Source organism: Acinetobacter sp. AG3, assembly GCF_022343575.1.
Taxonomy (GTDB): domain Bacteria; phylum Pseudomonadota; class Gammaproteobacteria; order Pseudomonadales; family Moraxellaceae; genus Acinetobacter; species Acinetobacter guillouiae.
On the sequence record NZ_JAKQZD010000001.1, the window covers coordinates 4046406 to 4072351 of the forward strand.

Below are 25946 nucleotides of genomic sequence, written 5' to 3' on the forward strand. Positions count from 1 at the left end.
ATGTTTAGTCTTGAGGTCGTTTACTTAATACCTGATCCACTAAACCATATTCTTTTGCTTGCTGTGCAGTCATAAAATTATCACGATCTGTATCTTTAGCGACAGTTTCGTAATCTTGACCACTATGTTCAGCCATTAAACGATTTAAACGTTCTTTGATGAATAAAATTTCACGTGCATGAATTTCAATATCCGATGCTTGACCACGGAAACCACCCAATGGTTGGTGAATCATCACACGCGCATTTTCCAAGCAATAACGCTTACCTTTTGCACCAGCATTTAATAAGAAAGCCCCCATAGATGCAGCTTGACCCATACAATAGGTCACTACATCAGGCTTAATAAATTGCATCGTATCGTAAATTGCCATACCCGCAGTCACTGAACCACCAGGTGAATTGATATATAAATGGATATCTTTATCTGGATTTTCAGCTTCTAAAAACAACATTTGCGCGACAATAAGATTCGCCATGTTGTCTTCAACTTCACCAGTTAAAAAAATCACACGTTCACGTAAAAGACGTGAAAAAATATCGAAAGAACGCTCACCACGTGAAGATTGTTCTACGACTACTGGCACCAAAGCGCTTTCAATTGATGGAACATACATACGTTATTTATTCCTGAATTCTTGTTACTTCACTCATGTTCACAATATGAGGGATAATTGCTGAAAATGCAAAATATTCCCAACTTAATATCAGATATTTTTTGCATAAGTATTGTGAATGGAATGATTAAATCCATGTTTAAGCTCATAAAAAAAGGCGCCAAAGCGCCTTTTTTTAGATCAAACAACTTAGCCTTGTTGGCGCGCTTGTTGCTCTTTTAACAAATCTTGATAGCTAACAACTTCATCAGTTACTTTAGCAGCAGCTAAGATATGATCAACAACTTGATCTTCTAACACTACGCCTTCGATTTGAGCACGTTGTTGCTTATCAGTTTTGAAATATTCGATCACTTCAGTCGGATCTTCATAAGAAGAAGCCATATCTTCGATATAAGCATCAACACGTGATTGGTCTACTTCAAGTTTAGCGTCAGCCAATACTTTGCTTACCAATACACCAAGTTTAACTGCTTTTTCAGCTTGTTCTTTGAACAATTCATCAGGAAGCATGCTGCTGTCAAATGCTTTAGCACCTTGAGCACCAAACTGTTGAGTAAATTGTTGAATCATTTGTTGACGTTGACGGTCAATTTCTTGAGCCAACATAGATTCAGGAACTTCTACGTCATTTGCAGCAACAAGTGCATCAAAGGTTGCACCTTTTACTTGGTTACGTAGGCCATTTTTTACTTCACGTTCCATGTTTTTGCGAACGTCAGCTTTTAATTTCTCAACGCCTTCTTCTTCAGTTAAACCGAAGATTTTAAGGAATTCAGCATCAATTTCAGGAAGTTTTTGTTTTTCAACAAGTTTAACTGTGATTTTGAATTGAGCCGCTTTACCTGCTAAGTTTTCAGCTTGGTAGTCTTCAGGGAAAGTTACATCAATCACTTTCTCTTCGCCTTTCTTCATACCAACGATACCGTCTTCGAAGCCAGGGATCATACGACCAGAACCTAAAACAAGTTTAAAGTCTTCAGCAGCACCGCCTTCAAACTTCTCACCATCAACAGTACCTTCAAAATCGAAAGTTACTTGCATGTCTTTTTTAGCCATGCCTTTAGTTTCAGTCCATTCAGCGCGTTGCTTTTGAAGATTTTCAAGCATTGCATCAACGTCTTTATCTGTTACTTCAGATGATTTACGTGATACTTCAAGACCTTCAAATTTAGCTTCAACTTCAGGATAAACTTCAACTGTAGCTTGATAAACTAAAGCATCATCTTTGTTTTCAACTTTGTCGATGTTTGGCATACCAACAGCGTTGATTTTTTCTTGTTGAATTGCTTCAAATACTGTGTCACGAATGATGTCGTTTACAACTTCTTGGTAAATACCAGCGCCGTATTCACGACGTACAACGTTTACTGGCACTTTACCTTGACGGAAGCCGTTGATCTTCACAGTTTTGGCAGTGCGTTTCAAGCGAGCTTCAAACTGCTCGTTAATACGGCTCGTCGGTACAGATACATTTAAACGACGGGCAACGCCCGAAACCGCTTCAGAAGTTACTTGCATGGCTTCCTCGATAGAATTTAATAATTACAGTTTTTCAAAAAGTGCCACATTATATGACAACATTTGAATATATACAAAACACCTGTGTAAATCATTTTATTTCGGTCACAGATTTTCTCATTGTGACGCTTTTTTTAATAAATTATCTTCGGCTCAATGACAAAATAAAAATTTTGTATTTTTATATGAATTTACCAAATTCAAATACTTTAGTGACATTAGAATAAATTTATTTACATTTTGAAATATCTAGAAATAAAATTAAATAAATAAAATTCAAAAAGTTAAGTGAAATTTCAATGCATTTTTAATTCATTTTCTCATCATAAACATTTAAAACCATCGACAAATTCAATTTCAAACAGATGAAATAAACAATAAGAATCATTATTATTCGCATACAAATTTGCACTACTCTTAGTGAGTTTAAGTATGTCTTTTATCAAATCACGCAAAAAGATTGTTACTACAGCAATCGTTTCATCTCTTTCAGTTATTGCAACGTCAGCCATCGCTCAAGACGAAATCGCAAAACTACCAACAATTAAAGCACAAGCAACGACTGAACAAGGTTTAAAAGTAGATCAGTCTGCCAATACAAAATTTGTTGCGCCACTTTTGGATACACCTAAATCTGTATCTGTTATTTCAAAACAACTGATTCAAGATACTCAAGTAACAACACTTGCAGATGCACTTCGTACAGTTCCAGGAATTACCCTTGGCGCTGGTGAAGGTGGTAACCCAAATGGTGATCGTCCATTTATTCGTGGTTATAACTCTGAAAGTTCTATGTTTGTGGATGGTGTGCGTAATTCCACTTCACAAAACCGTGAAATGTTTGCAGTAGAACAAGTAGAAGTTATTAAAGGGTCAGCATCTTCACTTGGTGGTGCTGGATCAGTTGGTGGTAGTGTAAACATGATTTCTAAAGTCGCTAAAAAAGGCGATGCTTTAGAGGGTTCTGTTGCGGGTGGTACAGATAACTACCAACGTATTACCCTAGATGGTAATAAAGATTTTGGTAATGGTATTGCTGCTCGTATTGCACTAATGGGACACCAAAATGAGAAAGCGGGCCAACATGACGGCGCAGAATATAAACGTGCTGGTATTGCACCAAGTATTACTTTTGGCTTAGACACTGCGACTCGTGCAACGTTAAGTTATTACTACTTAAAGTCAGATGATACACCTGATTCGGGTGTGCCATATAATTATGATGCTTCGAAAAAAGCAACTTTTGGTAAGCCTGTAGATGTTAAACAAGGCATTTACTATGGTTTACATGATCGTGATTTTCAAAAACAAGAAAACCAAATTGGTACAATTAAATTAGAACATGATTTAACTGACAATTTAACCATTACCAATACTGCAGTGTATAACAAGTCAACGAATGATTATCTTTGGACTCAACCAGATGACTCAAAAGGTAATGTCCTAAATGATAAAGTTTGGCGTCGTATTAACTCACGTATTACTGACACAGATATTTTCACAGATCAACTTGCATTGACTGGTAAATTTAACACTGGTGCAATTAAGCATAAGTTTAATGTTGGTGCAGAATATAGTGATCAAAAATCAGATAAAGGTAGCTATACAACTACTTATCCAGGTTATACAGGTACTACAACTGGTGGTTTCAACAGCGATTGTAAAATCAATGATGCATGGTGTACGTCTTTAACAAATCCAAATTCGAAAGAAGAATGGTTAGGTTCAGCAGTTGCCAATCGTAATACCACCACAACTACAACAAAAGTTACATCAGTTTATTTGCTTGACAATATTGAATTTAATCCACAATGGCTACTTGACCTAGGTGTTCGTTGGGACAAATTTGACACTGAACAAGTGACGAATGCAACAGGCGCTAAACTAGAAAATAATAAAGACTTTTTTACTTACCAAGCTGGTTTGACATATAAACCTATGAAAAATGGTTCGATCTATGCAAGCTATGCTACATCAGCTAACCCAGTGGGTGTTGATGGTGGTGATGGTTCAGAAGCGATCGGACAAGCTTATATGGACTTAAAGCCAGAAGAAGCGCGTACTTATGAAGTTGGAACTAAATGGGACCTCTTCAATGATCGCTTAAACTTGACAGCTGCTGTATTCCGTACAGAAAAACAAAATACTCGTATCCAATTAGATGCTGGTACCTACACCAACGGTGGTGAAAGTAAAGTTGATGGTGTTGAGCTTAGTGCTACAGGTAAAATTACAGACAAATGGGATATTACGGCTGGATACTCTTATCTAGACAGTGAAATGACCAACCCTGGTCCGTCATGTAATCGTGCTGGAACATGTACATACCCTAACCCAGCGAAAGGCAAACAACTTCCTAACGTACCTAAAAACTCTGCAACACTTTGGACAACCTATCAAGTTCTTCCACAGTTAACTGTTGGTGCTGGGGCATTAGGTATGGACAAAGTCTATGGTGATGCTGCCAATACTAAGTATGTATCAGGTTATGTACGTTATGATGCAATGGCTCGCTACAACGTCAACAAAAATGTTGATTTACAGCTTAATGTAAACAACCTTTCAGACAAGCGTTATTTTACTAAAGCTTATGCATCTCACTATGCAACAGAAGCTGAAGGTCGTAATGCTGTCTTATCAATTAACTTTAAATATTAATAGTTAATACTTTAAAAATTAAAGTGAAATGGCTCCTTTTCATAGGGGCCATTTTTTTACCTACAATTTAGCTCGTTGTGTCTTTTATTGAAGATAACTTCCGTCGTTATTAATACTTACTAAAAAATAATTCTATAATTTCCAATAGTTACTTTTTACCATTCATTAAAAATACTTTAAATTTCAGCAATATGATCAAACTTCATCAATCATATCCCCTATAGTTTTCTTTAATTATCTTTAATAGATTAAACAGTTTTTCCGTATGAATAATCATTTATATTTATTGTGAATGAAAATAATTATCATTAGAATTCGCAACACCGGTTACATACCTTAACAATTTCTCCATTATTGCGTCATGAAGTTTCCTGAGCAGTATTGGGTAAGTTTGATACAACCTGCGATGGACGCAAAAAATGGCTCAAAAATATTCTGTAAAAAACAAAAAAGTTAAAACAGTTGCACTTGCAATTGCTTTACCCAACCTAGCTTTTGCAGCAACTGAAGATACAACAGTACAACTCCCAACGATTCAAGCTCGAGCAGAACAAAATACTGCATATTTAGCAGCAAAAACATCTTCAACTAAACGTACAGAAACCATTTTAGATACAGCTAAAACCGTTCAGGTCATCACGGAAAAAGCTCTCAAAGATCAAGGCTTACTTTCACTACAACAAGCCCTTGCAACAACTCCAGGCATTAGTTTTGGTGCTGGCGAAGGTGGTGGTGGTTATGGCGATAAAATCAACCTACGGGGTTATGATGCAACCTATAACACAACTGTCGATGGCTTACGTGATGCAGCATTAACCAACCGTTCTGATTTATTCAACTATGAAGCTGTTGAAATCATCAAAGGTGCGAATTCTGTTGAAAATGGTGTAGGACAAATCAGTGGTGGTGTCAATTTAGTCTCTAAAACGCCTAAGAATCGTGACAGCAATGAAGTTACTTTAGGTTTTGGTTCAGATAGCTATAAACGCTTTACAGGTGATTTTAATAAAGTTGTAGATGAAGATTTAGCATTTCGTTTAAATGTAATGGGGCATCAAAACACCTATGCGGGTCGTGATGAAGAAATGAAACGTTGGGGAATTGCGCCATCGGTTACTTTTGGAATCAGTGATACGACTAAGGCAACTTTATCTTACTTATATCAAAAAGATGAAAATGATCCACAGTACGGCGTTCCTTATTATAATGGCAAACCTGTCAAAGGGATTTCAGATAAAAATAACTATGGCTATAGCAACTTAGATCAACAAGATATTGAAAATCAGGTTGTCACATTTAAAGTAGAAAGCGAGATCAGTCCCAACGCAAAACTGAACTCCATTACTCGTTATAGTGATATTCAACAAAAAGCAACTGTTTCTGCACCACAAGGAACATTTTGTTTAGCAGATGGCACATCACCAACAGCACTGACCAATACCAACCAAACTGGATATAAAAATTGTAATGTAACTTCTGGTACAACTACGCTTACTGTTCCAAAGGGTTCATATTATATTTCTGGTCCACGTGGTTATTATCGTGATACCCATAATAAGCAATTTGCCAATGACACCAACATCAATGTGCAATTTAAAACTGGGGTTATAGATCATGCTCTTGTTGCAGGCGTAGGCTTTAGTCGTGAGGACTATGCGATTACTACAGCTGGCTATTTATATAATTCAAATGGTTCATCAGCAGGTAGTTCTATTACTAACCCGCTTTACATGGATGTGTACAATCCAGATAACTTTTGGCATGGTCCAACAAATTTCCGTAAAACAGGTGTTGCTGAAGGCTACTTAAATGTTTATTCAGCGTATTTGTTTGATACTTTAAAGTTTGGTGAACAATGGTTACTTAACCTTGGTGTGCGTAATGATTATACTGACGGTCAATATCGTTCAGATACTATTTCAACAACTAATGCAGCGGTAACTCGTGGTCAAAACTATAAACAGTCTGATAATTTAATTTCCTATAATGCTGGTTTGACATTTAAACCAACACCAGCAACCAGTCTTTATTTGTCTTATGCTAATGCTCAAAAGCCGGTACAAAATACTGCAAGTGGTGGCTGTTCTCAAACTATTACCAACAATGCAATCACAGCAAATTCTTGCAATACAGACCCTGAGAATGCAGTTGCCTATGAAGTGGGGGCAAAATGGCAAGCAAATCCTAACTTCTTAGTGTCTGCCGCAGTATTTCGCAATGAACAAGATAAAGTCCGTGTAACCAATGATATACCTGGACAACCAGATGCAAAATTAGATGGTAAAAACTATGTCCAAGGTGTTGAACTTGGTTTAGCGGGTGAAATTACACCAAAATGGAACATCACCGCTAGTGCTGCTTATATGGAAGGAGAATATGACCAAACTAAAGTCAATGGTTCGCCGAATATTGACTTCCAAAAAGGTGACAAGTTGGTCAATGTGCCTAAAGTTTCAGGCAGCTTATGGACAACGTATCAATTCAATGATCAGTGGCAAGCTGGCTATGGCTTAACCTATCAAGGTGAAATGTATTTAAGCACACGTTCAGCGACGAATAATCTTGTGCCGCAGGTCAAGTCTGAAGATTATGTGATTCACAATGCTTCTGTAACCTACAGCTACAACAAAGATTTAAGTTTCCAATTATTGGGGCAAAACTTAAGTGATGAGAAGTACTATACTCATATCCGCAACAATGGTTGGGCAATGCCTGGTGAGGGTCGCAAAGGCGTATTCAACATCAACTATAAGTTCTAAGATTTAATCAATCTATGTTAAAATTCAGCGTCTGATTCATCAGGCGCTGTTTCTTTTTTGGGGAAGAAAATCATGATTTTACATATTCCAAATTTACTCAGTCTGGATGAACTGAATCATTGTCGTCAGACACTTTCTCAAGCAGAGTGGACAGATGGAAAAGCAACAACAGGCTATCAATCTGCGCATTTAAAAAATAATTTACAACTGGCTCAAGATTCTCAACAAGCATTAGAGCTTGGACAAATCATTCAAAATGCTGCCAACGCAAATCCTTTGTTCTTTAGTGCCGCACTTCCAAAAACATTTTTACCTCCGCTGTTTAATTGTTATCAACACGGTGGAAATTTTGGGATGCATGTTGATAATGCTATCCGTCGCCATCCTCAACTCAATCAGTACTTAAGGACAGATGTGTCTTGCACTGTTTTTCTCACCAATCCCGATGAATATGATGGCGGTGAACTGGTGATCGAAGACACTTTTGGTACACAAGAAGTAAAACTTCCAGCTGGCGATGCAATTGTCTATTCTTCTACCAGTTTACATCAGGTCAACCCAGTCACTGAAGGTGCACGTATTGCCTCGTTCTTTTGGGTACAAAGCTTTGTATCGTCCGATGCGCAACGACGAATTCTCTTTGACTTAGATCAAAATATTCAAAAGCTGACCATCGAGCTATCTGCTACACATGAGCAAGTGATCAGTCTTACGGGGATCTATCACAACCTCCTACGCGAATGGAGTGATTTATAAATTTTAGCTTGCAAGTCATTATTGTAACGAAAGTGTTTTGTATAAATTTGGACAATCAATAAATGAGTAAAAAAATCCAAGCACCACTCACTCAAATTCCAGCATATTTACAGACCATTGCGGATTACGAGAAACAAGCAGAACAGCATCTGCCTGAAAACACTTGGCACTATTTGCAAGGTGGAGCGATGGATGAGCAAAGTGTTCAAGAAAACTTACAACAATTTAAAAATATTCAACTGATTCCAAGACTGCTCAATGACTTAACTCAAGGCTCGACCGAATGTGAGATTTTAGGACAAAATTTTCCTCATCCAATTTTTCTTGCACCGATTGGACATCAACAATTGTTCCACCCAGAGGGCGAAGCTGCGGCTGCACTGGCAGCCGAAGTTTTAGGAAGTAATATTGTACTGAGCACTTTCACCAATACCGATATGCGAAGTTTAAAACAAGAAAACCCGCTGAAATGGTTCCAACTGTATTGGCAAGGTGATCGTGAAAAATCATTGGCCTTAGTTCGACTCGCAGAACAACAAAATTTTAAAGCACTTGTGATTACAGTAGATTCACCGCATACAGGGATTCGTGATCGTGAACGTCGGGTGAATTTTCAATTGCCAGAAGGCATGCAACACCCCCATACACCCACCCACATTCCCCTGCCCGAAATTTCTGAGCATCAACATCCTGTATTCAACGGTTTAATGCAAATTGCACCCAAATGGGCAGATATCGAATTTATAATTGCCCATAGCCATTTGCCTGTAATTTTAAAGGGTGTGCTACATCCACTCGATGCAAAAAAAGCAGTCGAAATCGGCGTAAAAGGCTTAATCGTTTCTAATCATGGCGGACGAGTACTCAATACGAGTATTTCCCCACTGATCGCCTTAGCAAAAATTAAGGCAGTTGTTCCTCATGATTTTCCTTTGCTTTTGGATGGTGGAATCCGTCGTGGTACCGATATATTTAAAGCATTGGCATTAGGCGCATCTGCGGTGCTGATTGGCCGTCCTGCGATCTACGGGCTCTCTGTTGCTGGTGCTTTAGGTGTCGCCCATGTAATTAAAATTTTAAAGGAAGAATTTGAAATTACCATGGCATTAATGGGAACTGCTACCGTAAAAGAAATCAATCAAGAATATATTTTTCAAGATTAAGTCATTCAAAGGAAAATTTTCTCTCAACTGATATTTTTTATGCAAATTAAGGAAATTATTTCCAAGATAATTGTTTTAGAATTAATCTCAAGTTAAACCATTTGTAAGTTATCAGTGTTTAGATTTATCTCGTGCTACCCACGTATAAGTTTATGAAAATTTACTGTGTTTTCATCTTAAAAACACTTGTAAATTGAACAGATAGACACAATCTATATTTGTAGTAAGTTGCCTTTACCCAAGAGACGAGCAACAACAACTACACAAGGAGTTCCCTCATGATGTTGGCTGATCCAAGTAAAAAATATCGTCGCATGTACCAACGTGTAGACTTGCCTGACCGTCAATGGCCAAATAACGAAATCAATAAAGCGCCAATTTGGATGAGTACCGACCTTCGTGATGGTAACCAAGCGATTTTCGAGCCGATGAATATTGAACAAAAATTCAAAATGTTCGAAATGTTGGTCAAAATCGGCTTTAAACATATTGAAATTGGCTTTCCTTCAGCATCACAAGTTGATTTTGATTTCACTCGTAAGTTGATTGAAGAAGGTCATATTCCAGATGACGTTTATATCGAAGTCTTGGTGCAAGCGCGTGATCATTTAATTGCACGTACCTTTGAAGCCTTACAAGGTGCGAAACGTGCCATTGTGCATATCTATAACTCGAACTCACCCACTTTCCGTAAAAAAGTATTGAATGTTGATGTCAATGGTGCAAAAAAATTGGCCATCAATGCAGCAAGCAAAGTAAAAGAATATGCAGCAAAACAGCCTGAAACTGAATTTATTTTTCAGTACAGCCCAGAATGTTTTACAGCAACAGAATTAGAAGTTGCTAAAGATGTCTGTGATGCAGTGACTGAAATTTGGGAAGCATCACCTGACAATAAAGTCATTTTAAATTTACCTGCAACTGTTGAGGTTTCAGGTCCGCATGTCTATGCCGACCAAATCGAATGGATGCATCGTAATTTGCAACGTCGTGATGGTGTGATTATTTCAGTACATTGTCACAATGACCGTGGTTGTGGTATTGCAGCATCTGAGTTAGCGATCATGGCTGGTGCTGATCGTGTTGAAGGTTGTGTATTTGGGAATGGTGAACGTACTGGTAACGTAGACGTTGCTGCAATTGCATTAAACATGTACACACAAGGTGTAGCATGTGAGTTAGATTTCTCAAACATTAATGAAATTATTGCCACAATAGAAGAATGTACTGGTTTACCTGTACATCCACGTCACCCATATGCTGGTGATTTGGTTTTTACTGCTTTCTCTGGTTCTCACCAAGATGCAATTAAAAAAGGCTTTGAGTTCCAAAAAGACGAAGAAATTTGGGATATGCCTTATTTACCGATCGACCCTAAAGACTTAGGTCGTGATTATGATGCAGTGATCCGTGTCAACTCACAGTCGGGTAAAGGCGGTATTGCCTACTTATTAGAGTCAAACTATAACGTGGTTTTACCTCGTCGCTTACAGATTGAATTCTCACAAATTGTTCAACAAGTTGCAGATGAAGAAGGCGTTGAAGTTTCAGCTCAACAAATTTGGACCTTGTTTAAAGACACCTATGTTGCTGCAAAAGATGCACATTATTCAGCGAAAAATTATAGATTGTCAGATGAAAATGGTAGCCAAGTGATTGAGCTTGATGTGGTCATCAATGGTGAAACTCAGCGCTTACGTGGTGAAGGGAATGGTCCAATTTCTGCGATTTTAAATGCACTTCAATTACCAATTGATGTCTTAAACTACGAAGAACGCAGTATCAGTTCAGGCGCACATGCAAAAGCGTTGGCATTGATCGAACTTCAAGTTCAAGGTACTGGTAAATCTGCATTCGGTGCTGGTGTACATGACAATATCGTCACCTCTTCAATTGAAGCAATCATTGCGGCAACCAATCGTTTAATTGACCAAGGTGTTTTAAGTACTGAACAAGTGATCGCTGCTGCTGTATAAGCGATATCAATTAAAAGACTTTAGAAAGGATGCCCCCTAGTGGTATCCTTTCTTTTATTTATTGATGTTATCAAGCAATCTCTTCAAACAGCTTTATATCTTTTAAAAATAATTTAAAGATAAAAAGAGACGTGGAAATTTCATCCATGATTGTTTGAGGTCAGACTGGTGTTGGCGAGTAGTGAACACGTTTGGCGATGAGAAGCAAAGTTTGACAAGATCGCTCTCTTATAAAGCTTAAGCTTTTTATTTTTTTCGAAAGAAGAATACGTTGAGCTTCAGCAAAGTCAAAACACTCATTGTGACTCTACTCGACATTATCACTCATCCTGAAGTGAACTTTAATGATAAAAGCTATTGTGAAAACCATGGAATATCATTAATTTATTAGCCATACAGATGACTTAGATATCTCTAATATCCGTAATTTATCGACCTTCTAAAATTTTAAGGTGAACATTTCCAGTGTCTTTTCCAGCTGATTCAGTGGGGCTCGTTACTCCACAAAAGTTTGAATTTGAAGAACCGTTAGAGCTTGAGTGTGGTCGAGTATTGCCACGCTATGAAATCATGGTGGAAACCTATGGTGAGCTCAATGCAGATAAATCAAATGGAATTTTGATTTGCCATGCACTTTCAGGGCATCATCATGCGGCTGGCTATCACCATGAAGACGATAAAAAAACAGGCTGGTGGGATGCATGTATTGGGCCGGGTAAAGCCATTGATACCTCGAAGTTTTTCGTGGTCGCACTCAACAATATTGGAGGTTGTAGTGGCTCAACGGGACCCACTTCACCTAACCCTGAAAATGAAAATCGCCCATACGGTCCCGACTTTCCATTAGTGACTGTACGTGATTGGGTTAAAACCCAAGCCCTCCTCTCTGACCGCTTAGGGATAGATGTTTGGTATTCAATCATTGGTGGTTCTTTAGGTGGCATGCAGGCTTTACAATGGTCAGTGGATTATCCTGACCGTTTACAAAAATGTGTCATCATTGCCAGCGCACCAAAACTTTCCGCACAAAATATTGCATTTAACGAAGTAGCGCGTCAGTCTATTTTATCTGATCCAGATTTTCACAATGGCCGTTATTTAGAACTCGATAGTTATCCAAAACGTGGCTTAATTTTGGCACGTATGGTGGGTCATATTACCTACCTCTCTGAAGAAGCAATGAAACAAAAATTTGGCCGTGATTTAAAATCAGGCAAGTTTATGTATGGTTTCGATGTTGAGTTCCAAGTTGAAAGCTATCTGCGTTATCAAGGCGAACAATTCAGCCGTAACTTTGATGCCAATACTTATCTGATCATGACCAAAGCCCTGGATTATTTCGATCCATCACGTGAATATGAACAGTCACTGACGAAAGCCCTATCTAATACCAAATGCCGCTTTTTAGTGGTGTCATTTACAACAGACTGGCGTTTTAGCCCAGAACGTTCGCAAGAGATTGTTAATGCCTTGATTACCAATCAAAAGCCTGTGAGTTATTTGGATATTGATGCTGAGCAGGGCCATGACTCATTCCTATTTCCTATCCCCTTGTACGTCAAATCCTTACGTGCATTTTTAGGTGGTATTGAACACCTTAATTCAACACCTAAGGAGGCTTTGTAATGCGTATTGACCAACAGCTTGCAGAAAAATGGATCAATGCTGGTGCAAGTGTGCTCGATTTGGGTTGTGGTGATGGCGAATTATTGTCACAAATGAGCAAAAAACAGCAAATTCATGCTTACGGGCTAGAAATCGATCAAGAAAAGATTGCAATTGCCGTCAGCAAAGGGTTAAATATTATACAACAAGACTTAAACCTCGGTTTGGGACGCTTTGCCGACCAGTCTTTTGACTATGTGGTTATGGCACAAGCTTTGCAGGCTGTAGATGCACCTGATGTGCTTCTGCGCGATATGGTGCGTGTGGGGAAACAAGCAATTATTACGTTTCCTAACTTTGCGTATTGGAAAACACGGTCTTTCCTTGCACTGAAAGGCAAGATGCCTGTTTCTGATGCCTTACCGTATATGTGGTACAATACACCTAATATCCACTTATGCACCTTTCGTGATTTTGAAGCATTATGTGCTGAAAATCAGATTCAAATTATTGATCGACTCGCTGTAAATGGGAACCAACAAGGTAGCTTTTTAAGTAAAGCCATACCGAATTTGTTCGGCGAAGTCGCTATTTATCGAGTGAGCGCTCTATGAAGAAATTATTATTAGGCAGTACGTTATTTTTTGGGCTAGTGAGTATTCAAGCCCATGCGGACTATGTACCGCAGCAACAACAATCTGTATCAGCAATGGCAGCGCAATATGCACATATGAATGTGACAGATTTGCAAAAAGCAGCCAAAGCTGGCCAACCTGCTGCACAATTTTATTTAGCAACACATTTCCAGGCTGGTACTGGCGGTGTATCTAAAGACCTGAAACAAGCATTTACATGGTTTAAAGCTGCGGCTGACCAAGGTATTTCTGCGGCTCAATTAAATGTTGGTCGTATGTATGCTGATGGTTTAGGCGTTTCTAAAAGCGAAACATCTGCGCGTCAATACTTTGAAAAAGCAGCAAGCCACGGCGATAACCGTGCAAGCTTTAATCTTGCGGTGATGGAAGAGCAAAAGAAAAACTACATGGGCGCTTATCAGTGGTATGAGCTTTCTACACGTGATGGTATGTTAGACAATAAAGTGATTAACATGTCGCAAACCAAAAAAACTGCTTTGGCTGCTAACTTAACTCAAGACCAAATTCGTACTGCAACACAACGTGCAGATCAATGGATTCAAGCTCAATAATTTGATTCTCATCGATCATAAAAGCACCTTCGGGTGCTTTTTTTACTACTACCAATTTAGGGTCTGTTAACAATGCAAGACCTATTCAAACAATTAATTCAATATGAATGCGGGTTGCATCATCGTGATCGTCAAAACTTTCAAATACTTGATCAACGGTTACATCCAGATTTTAAAGAAATTACCAAATCAGGGTGGATTGTGCATAAAGCCCAAATGATTGAAGCACTTTTAAACGATACAGATAGCGACATCATTCAAGCACAGGATTTTCAAGTTCAGTCGTTATCTGATCATAGCGTTTTACTGACCTATCAAAGCCATCAAATCAATGTGGCAACTCAAGCTCAATACAATGTGGCTTTACGCAGTTCAATTTGGGTTATGAATGATCACGGTATATGGCAAATGATTTTCCATCAAGGCACCACTTGTGCTTTTGAGAAGTAAATCGAGTTCTTCTATGTATGGAAAGATATGCAAAAGAAAAAATATTATGCTTCACGCAAACAAATGATTCCTTTGGCGATTTTTGCTGGAATTTTGGCCTGCCCCTTTTGGGCTGCGACCGTGCTTTTGATCTTGGAAATGTTTGAATGGAAGAACGGCTTAAAAAGTCTCTTTTCGCTATTTCTTGTTACGCCATTGGGTTTCATTGCTTATTTTTTCAGTAATAAAGCTATTCAGATGTTTAACAATCAACGTCCTATTTTAACCCTCTCCCAAGACATGATTAAAAGCATTGATTTTAAAGGTCGAGTGATAATTAAAAAACACATTAAAATACCAGAGATCTATGAAGTTGAGCTAAAAAAAACCTTACTTGATCGACAATACTATTTACTTTTTATCATGAAAGATAACAGCAAACAGAAACTCAATGTTGGACTAGGTTTTATGAAAAATGAGGATGTTCTCGATTTAAAACAAGAATTGGACAAACGCATTAGTGCAAAAGCAAAACACATCCAGTAAAGCGTAGAGGACAAGAGAATTTAGCCATATTTTATGACACAGATTAAGTTAAAATAACTCAATTTTAAATTTTGAGTCTGCATCATGTCATCAAAAGATTGGTTATCACAAGTAACACTGGTACTCGCAAGCAATAACAAAGGCAAAATTGCTGAATTTGAAAAATTGTTTGCTGAATTGGCTTTACCCGTTGAAGTGATTCCTCAAGGTCGACTGAATATCGAAGACGCGATTGAAGATGGCTTAAGCTTTATTGAAAATGCAATTATCAAAGCACGTCATGCAAGCCGTATTTCAGGTAAACCTGCGATTGCAGATGATTCTGGTATTTGCGTTCCTGTATTAGGTGGAGCACCTGGAATTTACTCTGCACGTTATGCAGGTGAACATGGCGATGATGCAGCCAATAATACAAAATTGCTGGAAAACCTTAAGCCTTTACGCCAAGACGATCAAGCGATTGAAGCAATGTTCGTATGTGTATTGGCATTGGTTGAACATGCAGATGACCCTTTACCACAAATCTACCAAGGGATCTGGCAAGGTGAAGTACTCGAACAAGCTCGAGGTGAAAATGGCTTCGGTTATGACCCACTGTTCTGGTTACCTGAGCTAAATATTTCAAGCGCAGAAATGAGTAAAGCAGAAAAGAACAAAATTAGCCATCGTGGTCAGGCGATGCAATTGTTTAAAGCAAGCTTGAAATAAGCAGTTAAAACCAGCCGTTTAAAATCATACGATTTTGTTAGATTCCTCCTCGCCTTTGAGCAAAGGAGGAATACGATGAGTCTCGCTAAAGCTTATCTAAAACGAAGCGAAATAAACCGATAAAACTATAAAAAATGAATCAACGCACCATATAAAACACATACCACACAACTGACTATTGTTCCCGAAGCAATATATTTTGCTGAAACGCCAGTGCCTTGATAGTGGGTTTCCAATGCGACAATATTGGCGGCAGGCGGTAAACAAAACAGTAAAAACATCACCCCAATATATTGATGGATCTGTGGAACCGGTAAAAAGAAATAAGCCAGACTGCACAATACAACACCACAAACTAACTTTAATATTGCAAGCTTAGTACTGGACAATAAATCCTCGATATGGACTTTGGTTTTTCTTAACCACATTCCCAATACACACATACCGGTAAAACTCATACTCCATTTAGCCAGAGTATAAATCCAATTAATCCAATCATTTGTCTGAAACTGTTGCACATCAAAGCAACGTAAAAGCCCGGCAATGATCAAGGCAATCACAGGTGGCGATTGCAGTACTTTTTTGATAAGCAATCGTTTGGATAGTGGAGCTGAGCTCACCGAAGTCACAGCCCAAGAGTTTCCAAAAATTGAAACCCCAATATAGAGCGGTATCATCAGCATACTATTGTCTGGGCCAAATATAGCCAAAGCAATTGGAAAGCCGAGCCATGCCATATTGGTATAGCTAAAACACAAAGAAGCTAAACGATCTTTAGACAGCGTGAGATAAATAAAGAAAAGCGTAAAGCATGAGAAAAAAGCAAATAAAATTAAAGCAATACTGCCCGATTTATAAAATACCATATTGTAAATAATCACAATCGGGATAAATAAGCGAGCCAGCAGCAAAGACATAAATGATTTTAAGTTTACTGAAAATTTGCTATTCGCCAGTATCAGCCCACAGATAAATGATAAAACTGGAAATAACAAAGCCACAATACAACACCTTATTCTCAAATCATGAACATACTAGCATTTTCCAAATATAGATGACGTTGAACATATCAAAATAATTTATAAATATTGTCTGTCTTTAAATTGAAATATTAGTGTCACTTTTTTGTCATGGATAACTGTTGTTATAGCTGTTAATAAATAGGAGTTAAAACTATGGCTGGATTATCGATTTGGCATGTACTTATTTTTGCAATCGTTGTGATTCTACTATTTGGTACATCAAAGCTAAAAAACTTAGGTAAAGATGTTGGTGGTGCCGTAAAAGATTTTAAGAAATCGATTAAAGAAGAAGAGGCAACAACTGCTTCACTGACTGAAACGCGTACACTAGAACATCAAACTAGCAATACTGATGTGAACTCTACAGTAAAACACTAATCGGTGAGGCGTAGATCATGTTAGATGTTGGATTTTCAGAACTGTTAGTGTTTGGGATCATTGCTCTCTTGGTATTGGGACCAGATAAACTTCCTGAAGCTGCGCGTTTTGCTGCCAAATGGTATAGCAAATTTAAACGTGCAATTAGTAGTGTCCAAAATGACATCGACCGTGAATTACGTCTTTCTGAATTTAGAGAACAAATGCAACAAGAGATGCAAAAAATTCAAGAACTTGAACAAAAAATGCAGGCTCAGATGCAGGAGTTACAACAACAAAAGATTGCTGTAGAACAAGAAAGTCATCTCGCAATAACAGACAATAAAAAAATTCATACGACTTATCATAAACTTGATATTACGGTTCCCACTATTTATATGTCAAAGACTTGGTTAGATAAACAAAACTGTACTGTAACTCGACCACAAATTGTTCTTGTTAAAGAAGTACCGCAATTGAAGGTGGCTGTATGAGCGACTCATTAGCACCACAAGTACATGATGCCTCGTCTACCGAGACGCCGCCTTTAGATGCGATGCCGATTACTCAACACTTGATGGTGTTACGTAAGCATTTATTTAAAATTGTTGGCGCGCTCATCACTATATTTTTTTGTTTATTGCCATTTGCCAATAAGACCTATATTGCGCTATCAGAACCACTCAGAAAACAATTACCTGCAACCTCAACCATGATTGCAACTGATGTTACAGCAACCTTCATGGCGCCGTTTAAGTTAAACTTCTTTATTGCGCTGATGTTGGCGATGCCCTTTATCATCTATCAACTTTGGGCGTTTATTAAACCAGCATTATACGAAAAAGAAAAAAATCTAGCATTTCCATTGTTGTTTGGCAGTATTGTGCTGTTTTATTCAGGGATTGCTTTTGCTTATTTTATTGCATTGCCATCCATCCTACATTTCTTTATCAGTGTTTCACCAGAAACCGTCGCGCCAATGACCGATATCAATAGTTATTTAAGCTTCTGCCTAAAATTATTCTTGGTCTTTGGCGTAACCTTTGAAATTCCGATCATTACTTTAGTGTTAATTTTAGTTGGCTTGGTCACCACTCAAACATTGGCTGAAAAGCGCCGCTTTATCGTGGTGGGATGTTTCTTCGTATCTATGTTTATTACCCCTCCAGATGCGATTTCAATGATCATGCTCGCAATTCCAATGTGGATGCTATTTGAGCTGGGTTTATTGCTGGGTAAAGTGATTGAAAAACGTAAAACTGTAGATGCTTAAGGATCAAAATAAAAAAGCTTTTAATATTTAAATGACTTCTTTTGAGGTCATTTTTTATTTTTAAGCATGTTAAACTCTTTTTTAGAAAAAATTATAAAAACAAGTCTATCGCTTAATCCTCTGCCCTTTTATTCAAATACATTAGATCTATTGCACAAGTCGAAAAATGATCATGTTGAGTGAATCATATTGGTATTGAAAGTTCCTTCTCCCCTCGGGAGAAGCTTAGGATGAGGGGGATTTTATGTTGATCTATGCTTTAAATAAGCGTTTATAAAAGAAGTCTATTCTTAAAATCTCTTTATGAAACATCCCTATTTTAAAAACAACTAAAAGTTAATCCTGTTTATTCAATTCACCAAATACATATCAGGCTTAATCAGTCACAACCTATTTTTTATAGAAAGTGAACAGCACAGTAATTATCTAAATACAAATATGACAATCCTATTACTTTCTTAAAATAATATTAAATTTAACCAATATTAAATATAAGAGTAAGAGATCTTACACATTTGTTCTGTATGTTTTTAAGCTGAATCAAAATCACATTTAATCAAGACTTAAAGCCAAAGGGAATCGTATGACAGACCTCACGCCATATCATGAAAATCAAGAGTTAGATAACAATACTTCGAATAACACGCATTTCCGTGACATTTTAGAACAACGGATTTCTCGTCGTAGTTTAATTACAAAAACAGCAAGCGGTGCAGCGGCTCTCGCTTTAGCATCGAGCCTAGTCGGTTGTAATGACGACGATGACAATAACTCAACCCCAACAACGACCGTTAAAAAACCAGAAAAATTCACCTTTAACCCTGTTGCAAAAAACCTCAATGACATCGTCACTGTTCCTGCTGGTTATGAAGCAAATGTGCTTTATGCTTTAGGTGATCCATTAACACAGACTATCCCTGACTGGGATGATAACAATGTTCCTTCAGGGGTCAGCTTTACAGCGCGTTCAGGCGATTGTCATGATGGTATGAGCTATTTTGGCTTAAATTCCAATAGCTCTAAATATGATGCGAAAGCCTCAAACCGTGGCTTACTGGTCATGAACCATGAATACATTAATCAAACCTTCTTACATCCTAAAGGTGCGACAAAAGTAAATGGTCGTCGCCCAGAAGATGAAGTGATTCGTGAAGTCAATGCACACGGTGTTTCCGTCATTGAATTAAAGAAAGATGCAACTACACAAAAAGTAGAGATTGTAAAAAGCTCTCCATTTAATCGCCGTATTACAGCATCAACAGTCATGGACTTTGCAGGTACAGTTGCGGGTTCAGACTTGGTGAAAACCAAATACTCAAGCTCAGCAAAGCAAACACGTGGCACACATAATAACTGTGGTAATGGTTATACACCTTGGGGGACTTACCTCACCACAGAAGAAAACTTTATTGGATACTTTGTGCGTAATAAAGGTGACGATGCAAAACGTAGTGCGGCTGAAATCATCGCACTGAATCGCTATGGTTTAAAAGATGGTGCCAGCTCACGTTATGGCTGGGAAACTGCGATTGGGGCTATCGAGAGCCAAGACTTATATGACCGTTGGAATGCTTCAATTACCGCTGACTCAGCAGACAAAGATTATCGCAACGGCGCAAATACCTTTGGTTGGATTGTTGAAATCGATCCGTTCGATAGTCGTTCAAACCCCGTTAAACGGACATCTTTAGGTCGCTTTGCACATGAAGACTGTCGCTCAAGCCGTTTAATCGAAGGGGAAAATCTGGCCTTCTATATGGGCGATGACTCACGTGGCGAGTATATCTACAAATTTGTATCTGATGCGAAGTGGGATGCAAAAGATGTCAATGGTGGCTATCGCGCTGGCGATAAATATATGAACAGTGGCAAGTTATATGTTGCGCAGTTCAATAATGATGGTACAGGTAAATGGATTGAATTGGCATACGGTAAAAATGGTTTAAATGATAGCAATACAGTCTATCCTTTTAGATCTCAAGCCGATGTCACTACTTTTGCACGTTTAGCCGGTGATTCGGTCAAAGCCACCAAAATGGATCGTCCAGAATGGGTTGCGGTGAACCCAGAGAATGGTGAAGTCTATGTCACCCTAACCAATAACTCGAACCGTGGTACAGCACATGCATTAGATGCCGCAAATCCACGAAACTATAGCGACCCAGAAGGCGGTAAAGGCAATGTAAATGGTCATATTATCCGCTTCCATGAAAAAGATAATAAAACCACAGCTGAAAGCTTTACTTGGGATATCTACCTCTTTGGTGCCGAAGCAAAAATGGCCAGTAACATCAACTTATCGGGGTTAAATGATAACAATGATTTATCTTCACCAGATGGTATGTGGTTTGACCCACGTGGTGTCCTTTGGATTCAAACCGATGATGGTGCTTATACAGATACCACCAACTGTATGATGCTTGCTGCACTGCCTGGTAAAGTCGGTGATGGTGCAAAAGTAATAACATCTGCTGGGCAAGAAACGATCGTGGGTAAACAAGTCACTGATGAAAACCTGCGTCGCTTCCTAACAGGTCCAAAACAATGTGAAATCACAGGTGTCACCATGACACCCGACTACAAAGCCATTTTTATCAATGTTCAGCATCCAGGTGAAGACTCACCTAGCTTTGATAAGCCATCAAGTAACTGGCCTGCCTCACAAAAAGATCCAAGCAATAAGACCGCTCGCCCACGTTCTGCAACGGTCGTCATTACTCGTAAAGATGGCGGTGTAATTGCTGGCTAATCAACTAAATTTTTTTTTAAAGCCATAGTGACGAAAGTTGCTATGGCTTTTTATTTTTCAATAGCGCGCTTAATCTCGACTAACTCGCCCATATGTTCACCTTGTTGTGTTTTTTCGATCCAATCAATCTGCGTACTGCTTATTCTTAAAAAGTTGGAACAGCGTGTGCCATAAATTGGACTTTGAATAAATGTTGAAGACAACAACGCTTCCATTTCAGGATTAATTCCAGTATTGGGTAATAAATCAGGAATAATTTTTCGTTCATCTTCTAAAATATCCCAAACAGCGAATTGTAGATCTTGTTCAGGGATAGCAGGAACTTGCAGCATGGGTAAAAATTCTTGGGTAAAGCGTTTACGTAAATGCTTAGTTTTTTCCCAATCGTCTGACATCAAGCCATTTGAAACAACAAATACACCTTGGGATAATACTTGTGGGGCTTCACCACGATTACTCATATAAACAGCTTGCTGTCGATCACCCACAAATAAGTTAAAACCCGCATAATCTCTTTGCTGTTTTTCCAGTGCTTGTGCAAAACGAATCGGTGTTTGATCTGACGCTAAAAAAGCTTGAATCAAATAGCCACGTGTAGTGGGATAAGTTTGTTTATCAGTACCATCACGATAATTGGTAATCACTGCCCAACGTCCCTGTGGTGTGACCCCCATCCATGTTCCGCCGGATTGCAAATCTTGCCCTGCAATAATCGGACTGTTCGACCACGACTGTAATTGAGTGCTTGGACGGTGGTAGAATTCGTCACGATTTGAAATTAAACAAACAGGTAAATCATCCAAAACTTGCCAAGCCAATGCCACAATACACATAAAATACATTCCATGAAGTTTACACATTGAATGTACAACATTTTTAATATGTTTCAGCTAAAATCTGTGCAAAATAGAAAATCAAGGATTGGGAATGCTTACCTACCCGAATATTGACCCAGTTGCAATATCACTGGGTCCACTCAACGTCCATTGGTATGGGCTGATGTATCTCTTGGCATTTTTATGTGCTTGGGGCCTTGCCACTTATCGTGCCAAACAACGTGCTGACTGGAACTCTGAAATGGTTTCAGATCTGGTGTTCTATGGCGCACTTGGGGTTGTACTCGGTGGTCGTGTTGGTTATGTCTTATTTTACGAGTTTGGCAAATTTTTAGCAGATCCTATCTGGCTATTTAAAGTCTGGACTGGTGGTATGAGTTTCCACGGGGGCTTCCTTGGCGTAATGATCGCCATGCTTTTGTGGTGTCATAAATATAAGAAAACTTGGTTTGAAACACTGGACTTCATTGCACCCTGTGTACCGACGGGCTTGATGTTTGGTCGAATTGGTAACTTCATTGGTGGTGAATTATATGGCCGCCAAGTTTCTGACCCTAACTTTGCGCTAGGTATGATCTTCCCGACTGATCCACTACATTTGGTTCGTCATCCATCTCAGCTCTATCAAGCGCTGTGTGAAGGACTGCTGCTGTTCCTTATTCTATGGTTCTATAGTGCTAAACCACGCCCACGTTATGCCGTATCTGCAATTTTTCTAATGGGTTATGGCTGTGCTCGATTCTTTATGGAATTCTTCCGTGAACCTGATGCAGATCAAGGTTATATTCTGTTTGGCTGGATGACCAAAGGTCAAATCCTCTCATTCCCAATGATTCTGATTGGATTGTGGTTAATTTGGTACGCTTACCAAAAGAAAATTTTTGACTGGGGTCCACAAAAAAATACTTAAGCCTTATGGGCTAAGTTTAAAAAGGTGAAGCTAAGCTTCACCTTTTTTATGCTAAATTATCATTATTCAATTTAAACGAAATCACTATGCTTGAATTTTGGTTTGATCCTAAAGTCTCGGTTGCAAAGAAGCTCATTTTCCTTATTTTATTGGCACTGGTCACTATTGGACTATATTGGTACCAGCCTCTAACCCCTGATAATATTTTACTTTTTGCAGGTACAGGTATTATTTTTCTGATTTGTCGTTACTGTAAGGTTCATTTTGCAGCCCAACGTCCAACAGGATTTCTTTATCGTTTATTGACCTGGATTCCACTGGCTTTAGTTTTGGCATTGGTTTTTAAAAATATGAACAATGGTGAAATTTTAATCCCAGGCGCTCAAGGTATTGGTTTTATGGCCCTAGCAGTTTGTATTTTTTCACCACTCTCGCTACTCAATAAAAATTCATCTGAACAAGCGTCTAAATAATGTTAGATTTTTGGTATTCAGCGCGCTGTAGCCGTGAAATGAAAGTGATCATCTCAATCTTAACCTGTGTGATAATTTATTATTGCGCCACGATTGAGAAGTTAAGTCCAACGTTTACCGTGATATGTTTAGCAATTGGAATCTCTACGCATTTATTAGGAATGCTGGGGCTAAAAATTGCTCAACAGAATGTCTATGCTCAAGGTTTTAAAATTTTATTTTCAATCTACCCATTGCTTGCACTTATGCTTTTAATGGCTTTTTTACCCACACAACATAAAGTATTGACCTCGATTCAAGCCATTGGCTTTGCTGCATTGGGTCTATTTATCGTGTCAATTTATCAAAATCGCGCAAAACGTTTTGACTAAAGGTGTTGTAGTAAAAAAGCATTGCAATAAAAAAGGAAGCCTTTCATTCCAAAAGCTTCCTTTTTTATCTTTTAATCCGTAATAGATTAAATGCTTTTGACTGTGAAACTAAGCAGCTAGACGATAATATTCATAGGTTACATTTGGGTCTTTATACACATCGTAACTACGTTGTCTAAAATCAGAAACCCATTGAGAACCTGTAAATCCAGCAATATGACCATAACGATGGCGACTGGTACTGTTGATGATATAAATATCACCTTCTTGAGGATTATCGAAGTCAGGACGGATTTGCTTATAACCAATCTCAGTTAAAGTCGAACCCCAATCTGAAGCGGCAACAGGATGATCAGAAAAACGCGCACCGGCTGATTCAAGCGCTATACGCACATATCTTGCACAACGATGTGCAGTAGTACTACGTGACATACTGACAAGTTTTTCAGTAAATTTGCTAATATCGATTAAGCTTTCTTTCTTAAATGCTTCAGTTTGATTTTTAAAAGTTTCAAATGCTTTATTTTTTAAGTATTCATCTGGTCGAAAATTATTATTTTGATTTTCCGATCGAATCTGAATATGAACCGTGGGATTCACGTATTCATTCATATTAACATTGTGGTCGTAAATCATGCATTGTCCTCAAACTGCCCTTTTGAATTGATTCAAACCACCTTGTTTAAACCAATAACAACTTTTCACAAGCCATGAATAGTAATCAGCAATTCTTAAAATGTAGACTTAAAACATGTAAAAAAATATGTAAGTGTTAATAAATCTCATTTGTAACGCCTCAAGCTACTGAAACTGCTGACATTACACAATTCATCATCTGGGTTTGTTTGTTTAAAAATTAATCAATAAAAGTTTGCTCGGCCGTATCATTAAAATATTTTCTTAATCTAATCAACATATTAAACTGTCAATTGAGTCACACTTTTGTTTTATGAATTCAGCAAAATCGTATGCCAAAGAAAGATTTTTTCAATAAAAAGCTGACGTTATCAACATCAGCTTTTTAGAAATTATGCCGTCGGTGCTTAATAACAATCCCAGTTATACACCACTTTAGAGAAATCTCTTTTTTCAAGATCATCAGGATGAATAAAGAAGTTCCCTACACCTGAGTCGCCCCACATGATCTCAATACCTTCAGCTTCACCTGTATCAATCTGCAACAGCAAAATATAATCTTGAATAGATTCATTGTATTCACGCGGATCAGATTGAGTAAAAAATGGATATCCCCCTAAACGATGACCGCTTGCAGAAAAAACTTCACTGTACTCATCACAAAACTCTTCCTCATCTTCTCTTTCATAAGGGTCTGTGACTTTTTGAGCAAAATCAAAATTATTCATATCAATATAGCTTTCTGCCTTCTCAAACTGAATCGCAGACTGCCCTGCGATAGGACTATAAATATCGTCCTCAGCAAAACTTGGAAAATCACTTTGTAAAAGTGCAAGATCTTGCTCAATCTTGTCATAAAAAACCACGCGAAAGCCATCTTGCTTTTTTTGATCATCAAAATTGAGACCATATAAATCATCATGCGGATTGATAAAAAACTGTAAAATTCCAGATTTTGGATAATGTTGATTTTCTGGCACTTCTGCAAAATTGATCTGCGCCAATAATTGTAGGTCATCCCCCTCCGCACTCTGCGGATATTGCTTTCCTACAGGTAAATAGGGATCTCCACCCACTTTGCTTTGCCAAATCTGTAAATTTTCAGTCGGCACTAATGATATTTCTATACTGTCTTTTTTTGTCGCAATAATTTGCGTTTTATATGGCTGTAAACATGCTGGGAGCTCATTCAAATTTATACTCATTTTCAAATACTCTTAGTTTTAGCTGTTAGATGGATGCAAAACAGAAAATAATCTAGCTTAAAAAGAAACTCAGATTAGTATAAACTCTGAAGCTATTCAGAAACATTACGAATGGGTAATCATGCGACATAATCTGTCATTTATGTCGTATAGACGCCCCAAATTGGACA

24 protein-coding genes are annotated in these 25946 nt (G+C 38.1%); 18 read left to right on the forward strand and 6 right to left on the reverse strand.

Annotation, left to right across the window (positions count from 1 at the left end):
* Window positions 1–4 precede the first annotated feature (4 nt).
* Together clpP and tig are read right to left on the reverse strand one after the other, a co-directional pair.
* Window positions 5–616, reverse strand: coding sequence for an ATP-dependent Clp endopeptidase proteolytic subunit ClpP (gene clpP, locus L3V46_RS18815; protein WP_004726532.1), 612 nt, complete (start codon window positions 614–616; stop codon window positions 5–7).
* 189 nt (window positions 617–805) lie between these two features.
* Entirely contained in the window at window positions 806–2137 is a 1332-nt protein-coding gene (gene tig, locus L3V46_RS18820; protein WP_004726530.1) for a trigger factor, read from the reverse strand.
* 432 nt (window positions 2138–2569) lie between these two features.
* On the opposite strand from tig, the gene L3V46_RS18825 reads away from it, so the two are divergent.
* The 11 genes from L3V46_RS18825 (at window position 2570) to rdgB (ending at window position 15944) form a co-directional block, all read left to right on the forward strand.
* A complete protein-coding gene (locus tag L3V46_RS18825; protein WP_239046489.1) occupies window positions 2570–4795 on the forward strand; it encodes a TonB-dependent siderophore receptor in 2226 nt (741 codons plus the stop codon).
* A gap of 419 nt (window positions 4796–5214) precedes the next feature.
* Window positions 5215–7554, forward strand: a complete 2340-nt coding sequence (locus tag L3V46_RS18830; protein ID WP_239046490.1) for a TonB-dependent receptor — start codon at window positions 5215–5217, stop codon at window positions 7552–7554.
* Window positions 7555–7626: 72 nt separating this feature from the next.
* The gene (locus tag L3V46_RS18835; RefSeq protein ID WP_239046491.1) at window positions 7627–8310 is read left to right on the forward strand and encodes a Fe2+-dependent dioxygenase; all 684 of its coding nucleotides are present in this window, start codon (window positions 7627–7629) and stop codon (window positions 8308–8310) included.
* A gap of 62 nt (window positions 8311–8372) precedes the next feature.
* On the forward strand, window positions 8373–9473 hold the full coding sequence (locus tag L3V46_RS18840) for an alpha-hydroxy acid oxidase (RefSeq protein ID WP_239046492.1): 1101 nt from the start codon (window positions 8373–8375) through the stop codon (window positions 9471–9473).
* A gap of 278 nt (window positions 9474–9751) precedes the next feature.
* The gene (gene leuA / locus L3V46_RS18845) at window positions 9752–11449 is read left to right on the forward strand and encodes a 2-isopropylmalate synthase (protein ID WP_239046493.1); all 1698 of its coding nucleotides are present in this window, start codon (window positions 9752–9754) and stop codon (window positions 11447–11449) included.
* A gap of 465 nt (window positions 11450–11914) precedes the next feature.
* Complete coding sequence (locus L3V46_RS18850; RefSeq protein WP_004726519.1) at window positions 11915–13075, forward strand: homoserine O-acetyltransferase; 1161 nt, start codon at window positions 11915–11917, stop codon at window positions 13073–13075.
* A complete protein-coding gene (metW, locus tag L3V46_RS18855) occupies window positions 13075–13668 on the forward strand; it encodes a methionine biosynthesis protein MetW (protein WP_004726517.1) in 594 nt (197 codons plus the stop codon). The genes L3V46_RS18850 and metW overlap by 1 nt, the downstream gene beginning before the upstream one ends.
* Window positions 13665–14261, forward strand: coding sequence for a tetratricopeptide repeat protein (locus L3V46_RS18860; RefSeq protein ID WP_004726515.1), 597 nt, complete (start codon window positions 13665–13667; stop codon window positions 14259–14261). The genes metW and L3V46_RS18860 overlap by 4 nt, the downstream gene beginning before the upstream one ends.
* 72 nt (window positions 14262–14333) lie before the next feature.
* Window positions 14334–14711, forward strand: coding sequence for a DUF4440 domain-containing protein (locus tag L3V46_RS18865; protein ID WP_034609728.1), 378 nt, complete (start codon window positions 14334–14336; stop codon window positions 14709–14711).
* 27 nt (window positions 14712–14738) lie between these two features.
* Window positions 14739–15236, forward strand: a complete 498-nt coding sequence (locus tag L3V46_RS18870; protein WP_239046494.1) for a hypothetical protein — start codon at window positions 14739–14741, stop codon at window positions 15234–15236.
* Between the two features lie 84 nt (window positions 15237–15320).
* Entirely contained in the window at window positions 15321–15944 is a 624-nt protein-coding gene (gene rdgB / locus L3V46_RS18875; protein ID WP_239046495.1) for an RdgB/HAM1 family non-canonical purine NTP pyrophosphatase, read from the forward strand.
* 125 nt (window positions 15945–16069) lie between these two features.
* Here the strand turns inward: rdgB and L3V46_RS18880 are convergent, their stop codons facing one another.
* Window positions 16070–16945 (reverse strand): permease, encoded by an 876-nt coding sequence (locus tag L3V46_RS18880; protein WP_239046496.1) that lies wholly within the window; start codon window positions 16943–16945, stop codon window positions 16070–16072.
* A 174-nt stretch (window positions 16946–17119) separates the two neighbouring features.
* Here L3V46_RS18880 and tatA point away from each other — a divergent pair, with 174 nt between their 5' ends.
* The 4 genes from tatA to L3V46_RS18900 all read left to right on the forward strand — a co-directional run bounded on the left by tatA (window position 17120) and on the right by L3V46_RS18900 (window position 21345).
* Window positions 17120–17344, forward strand: coding sequence for a Sec-independent protein translocase subunit TatA (tatA, locus tag L3V46_RS18885; RefSeq protein WP_004726505.1), 225 nt, complete (start codon window positions 17120–17122; stop codon window positions 17342–17344).
* 17 nt (window positions 17345–17361) lie between these two features.
* On the forward strand, window positions 17362–17817 hold the full coding sequence (tatB, locus tag L3V46_RS18890) for a Sec-independent protein translocase protein TatB (RefSeq protein WP_239046497.1): 456 nt from the start codon (window positions 17362–17364) through the stop codon (window positions 17815–17817).
* Window positions 17814–18596: a twin-arginine translocase subunit TatC gene (gene tatC, locus L3V46_RS18895; protein WP_239046498.1), complete on the forward strand. Its 783-nt coding sequence runs from the start codon at window positions 17814–17816 to the stop codon at window positions 18594–18596. The genes tatB and tatC overlap by 4 nt, the downstream gene beginning before the upstream one ends.
* Before the next feature lie 583 nt (window positions 18597–19179).
* A complete protein-coding gene (locus tag L3V46_RS18900; protein ID WP_239046499.1) occupies window positions 19180–21345 on the forward strand; it encodes a PhoX family phosphatase in 2166 nt (721 codons plus the stop codon).
* Between the two features lie 50 nt (window positions 21346–21395).
* On the opposite strand, the gene L3V46_RS18905 is transcribed toward L3V46_RS18900, so the two are convergent.
* The gene (locus L3V46_RS18905; RefSeq protein ID WP_239046500.1) at window positions 21396–22178 is read right to left on the reverse strand and encodes an NRDE family protein; all 783 of its coding nucleotides are present in this window, start codon (window positions 22176–22178) and stop codon (window positions 21396–21398) included.
* A gap of 94 nt (window positions 22179–22272) precedes the next feature.
* Between L3V46_RS18905 and lgt the strand changes: the two genes are divergently transcribed.
* The 3 genes from lgt to L3V46_RS18920 all read left to right on the forward strand — a co-directional run bounded on the left by lgt (window position 22273) and on the right by L3V46_RS18920 (window position 23935).
* Window positions 22273–23091 (forward strand): prolipoprotein diacylglyceryl transferase, encoded by an 819-nt coding sequence (lgt, locus tag L3V46_RS18910; protein WP_034609684.1) that lies wholly within the window; start codon window positions 22273–22275, stop codon window positions 23089–23091.
* 86 nt (window positions 23092–23177) lie between these two features.
* The gene (locus L3V46_RS18915; RefSeq protein ID WP_034609682.1) at window positions 23178–23564 is read left to right on the forward strand and encodes a hypothetical protein; all 387 of its coding nucleotides are present in this window, start codon (window positions 23178–23180) and stop codon (window positions 23562–23564) included.
* Window positions 23564–23935 carry a hypothetical protein gene (locus tag L3V46_RS18920; RefSeq protein WP_239046501.1) on the forward strand — a complete coding sequence of 124 codons (372 nt, stop codon included), beginning with the start codon at window positions 23564–23566 and terminating at the stop codon, window positions 23933–23935. The genes L3V46_RS18915 and L3V46_RS18920 overlap by 1 nt, the downstream gene beginning before the upstream one ends.
* 108 nt (window positions 23936–24043) lie before the next feature.
* On the opposite strand, the gene L3V46_RS18925 is transcribed toward L3V46_RS18920, so the two are convergent.
* Together L3V46_RS18925 and L3V46_RS18930 are read right to left on the reverse strand one after the other, a co-directional pair.
* On the reverse strand, window positions 24044–24571 hold the full coding sequence (locus L3V46_RS18925; RefSeq protein ID WP_004726489.1) for a hypothetical protein: 528 nt from the start codon (window positions 24569–24571) through the stop codon (window positions 24044–24046).
* 407 nt (window positions 24572–24978) lie between these two features.
* The gene (locus tag L3V46_RS18930; protein WP_239046502.1) at window positions 24979–25776 is read right to left on the reverse strand and encodes a YwqG family protein; all 798 of its coding nucleotides are present in this window, start codon (window positions 25774–25776) and stop codon (window positions 24979–24981) included.
* Window positions 25777–25946 lie beyond the last annotated feature (170 nt).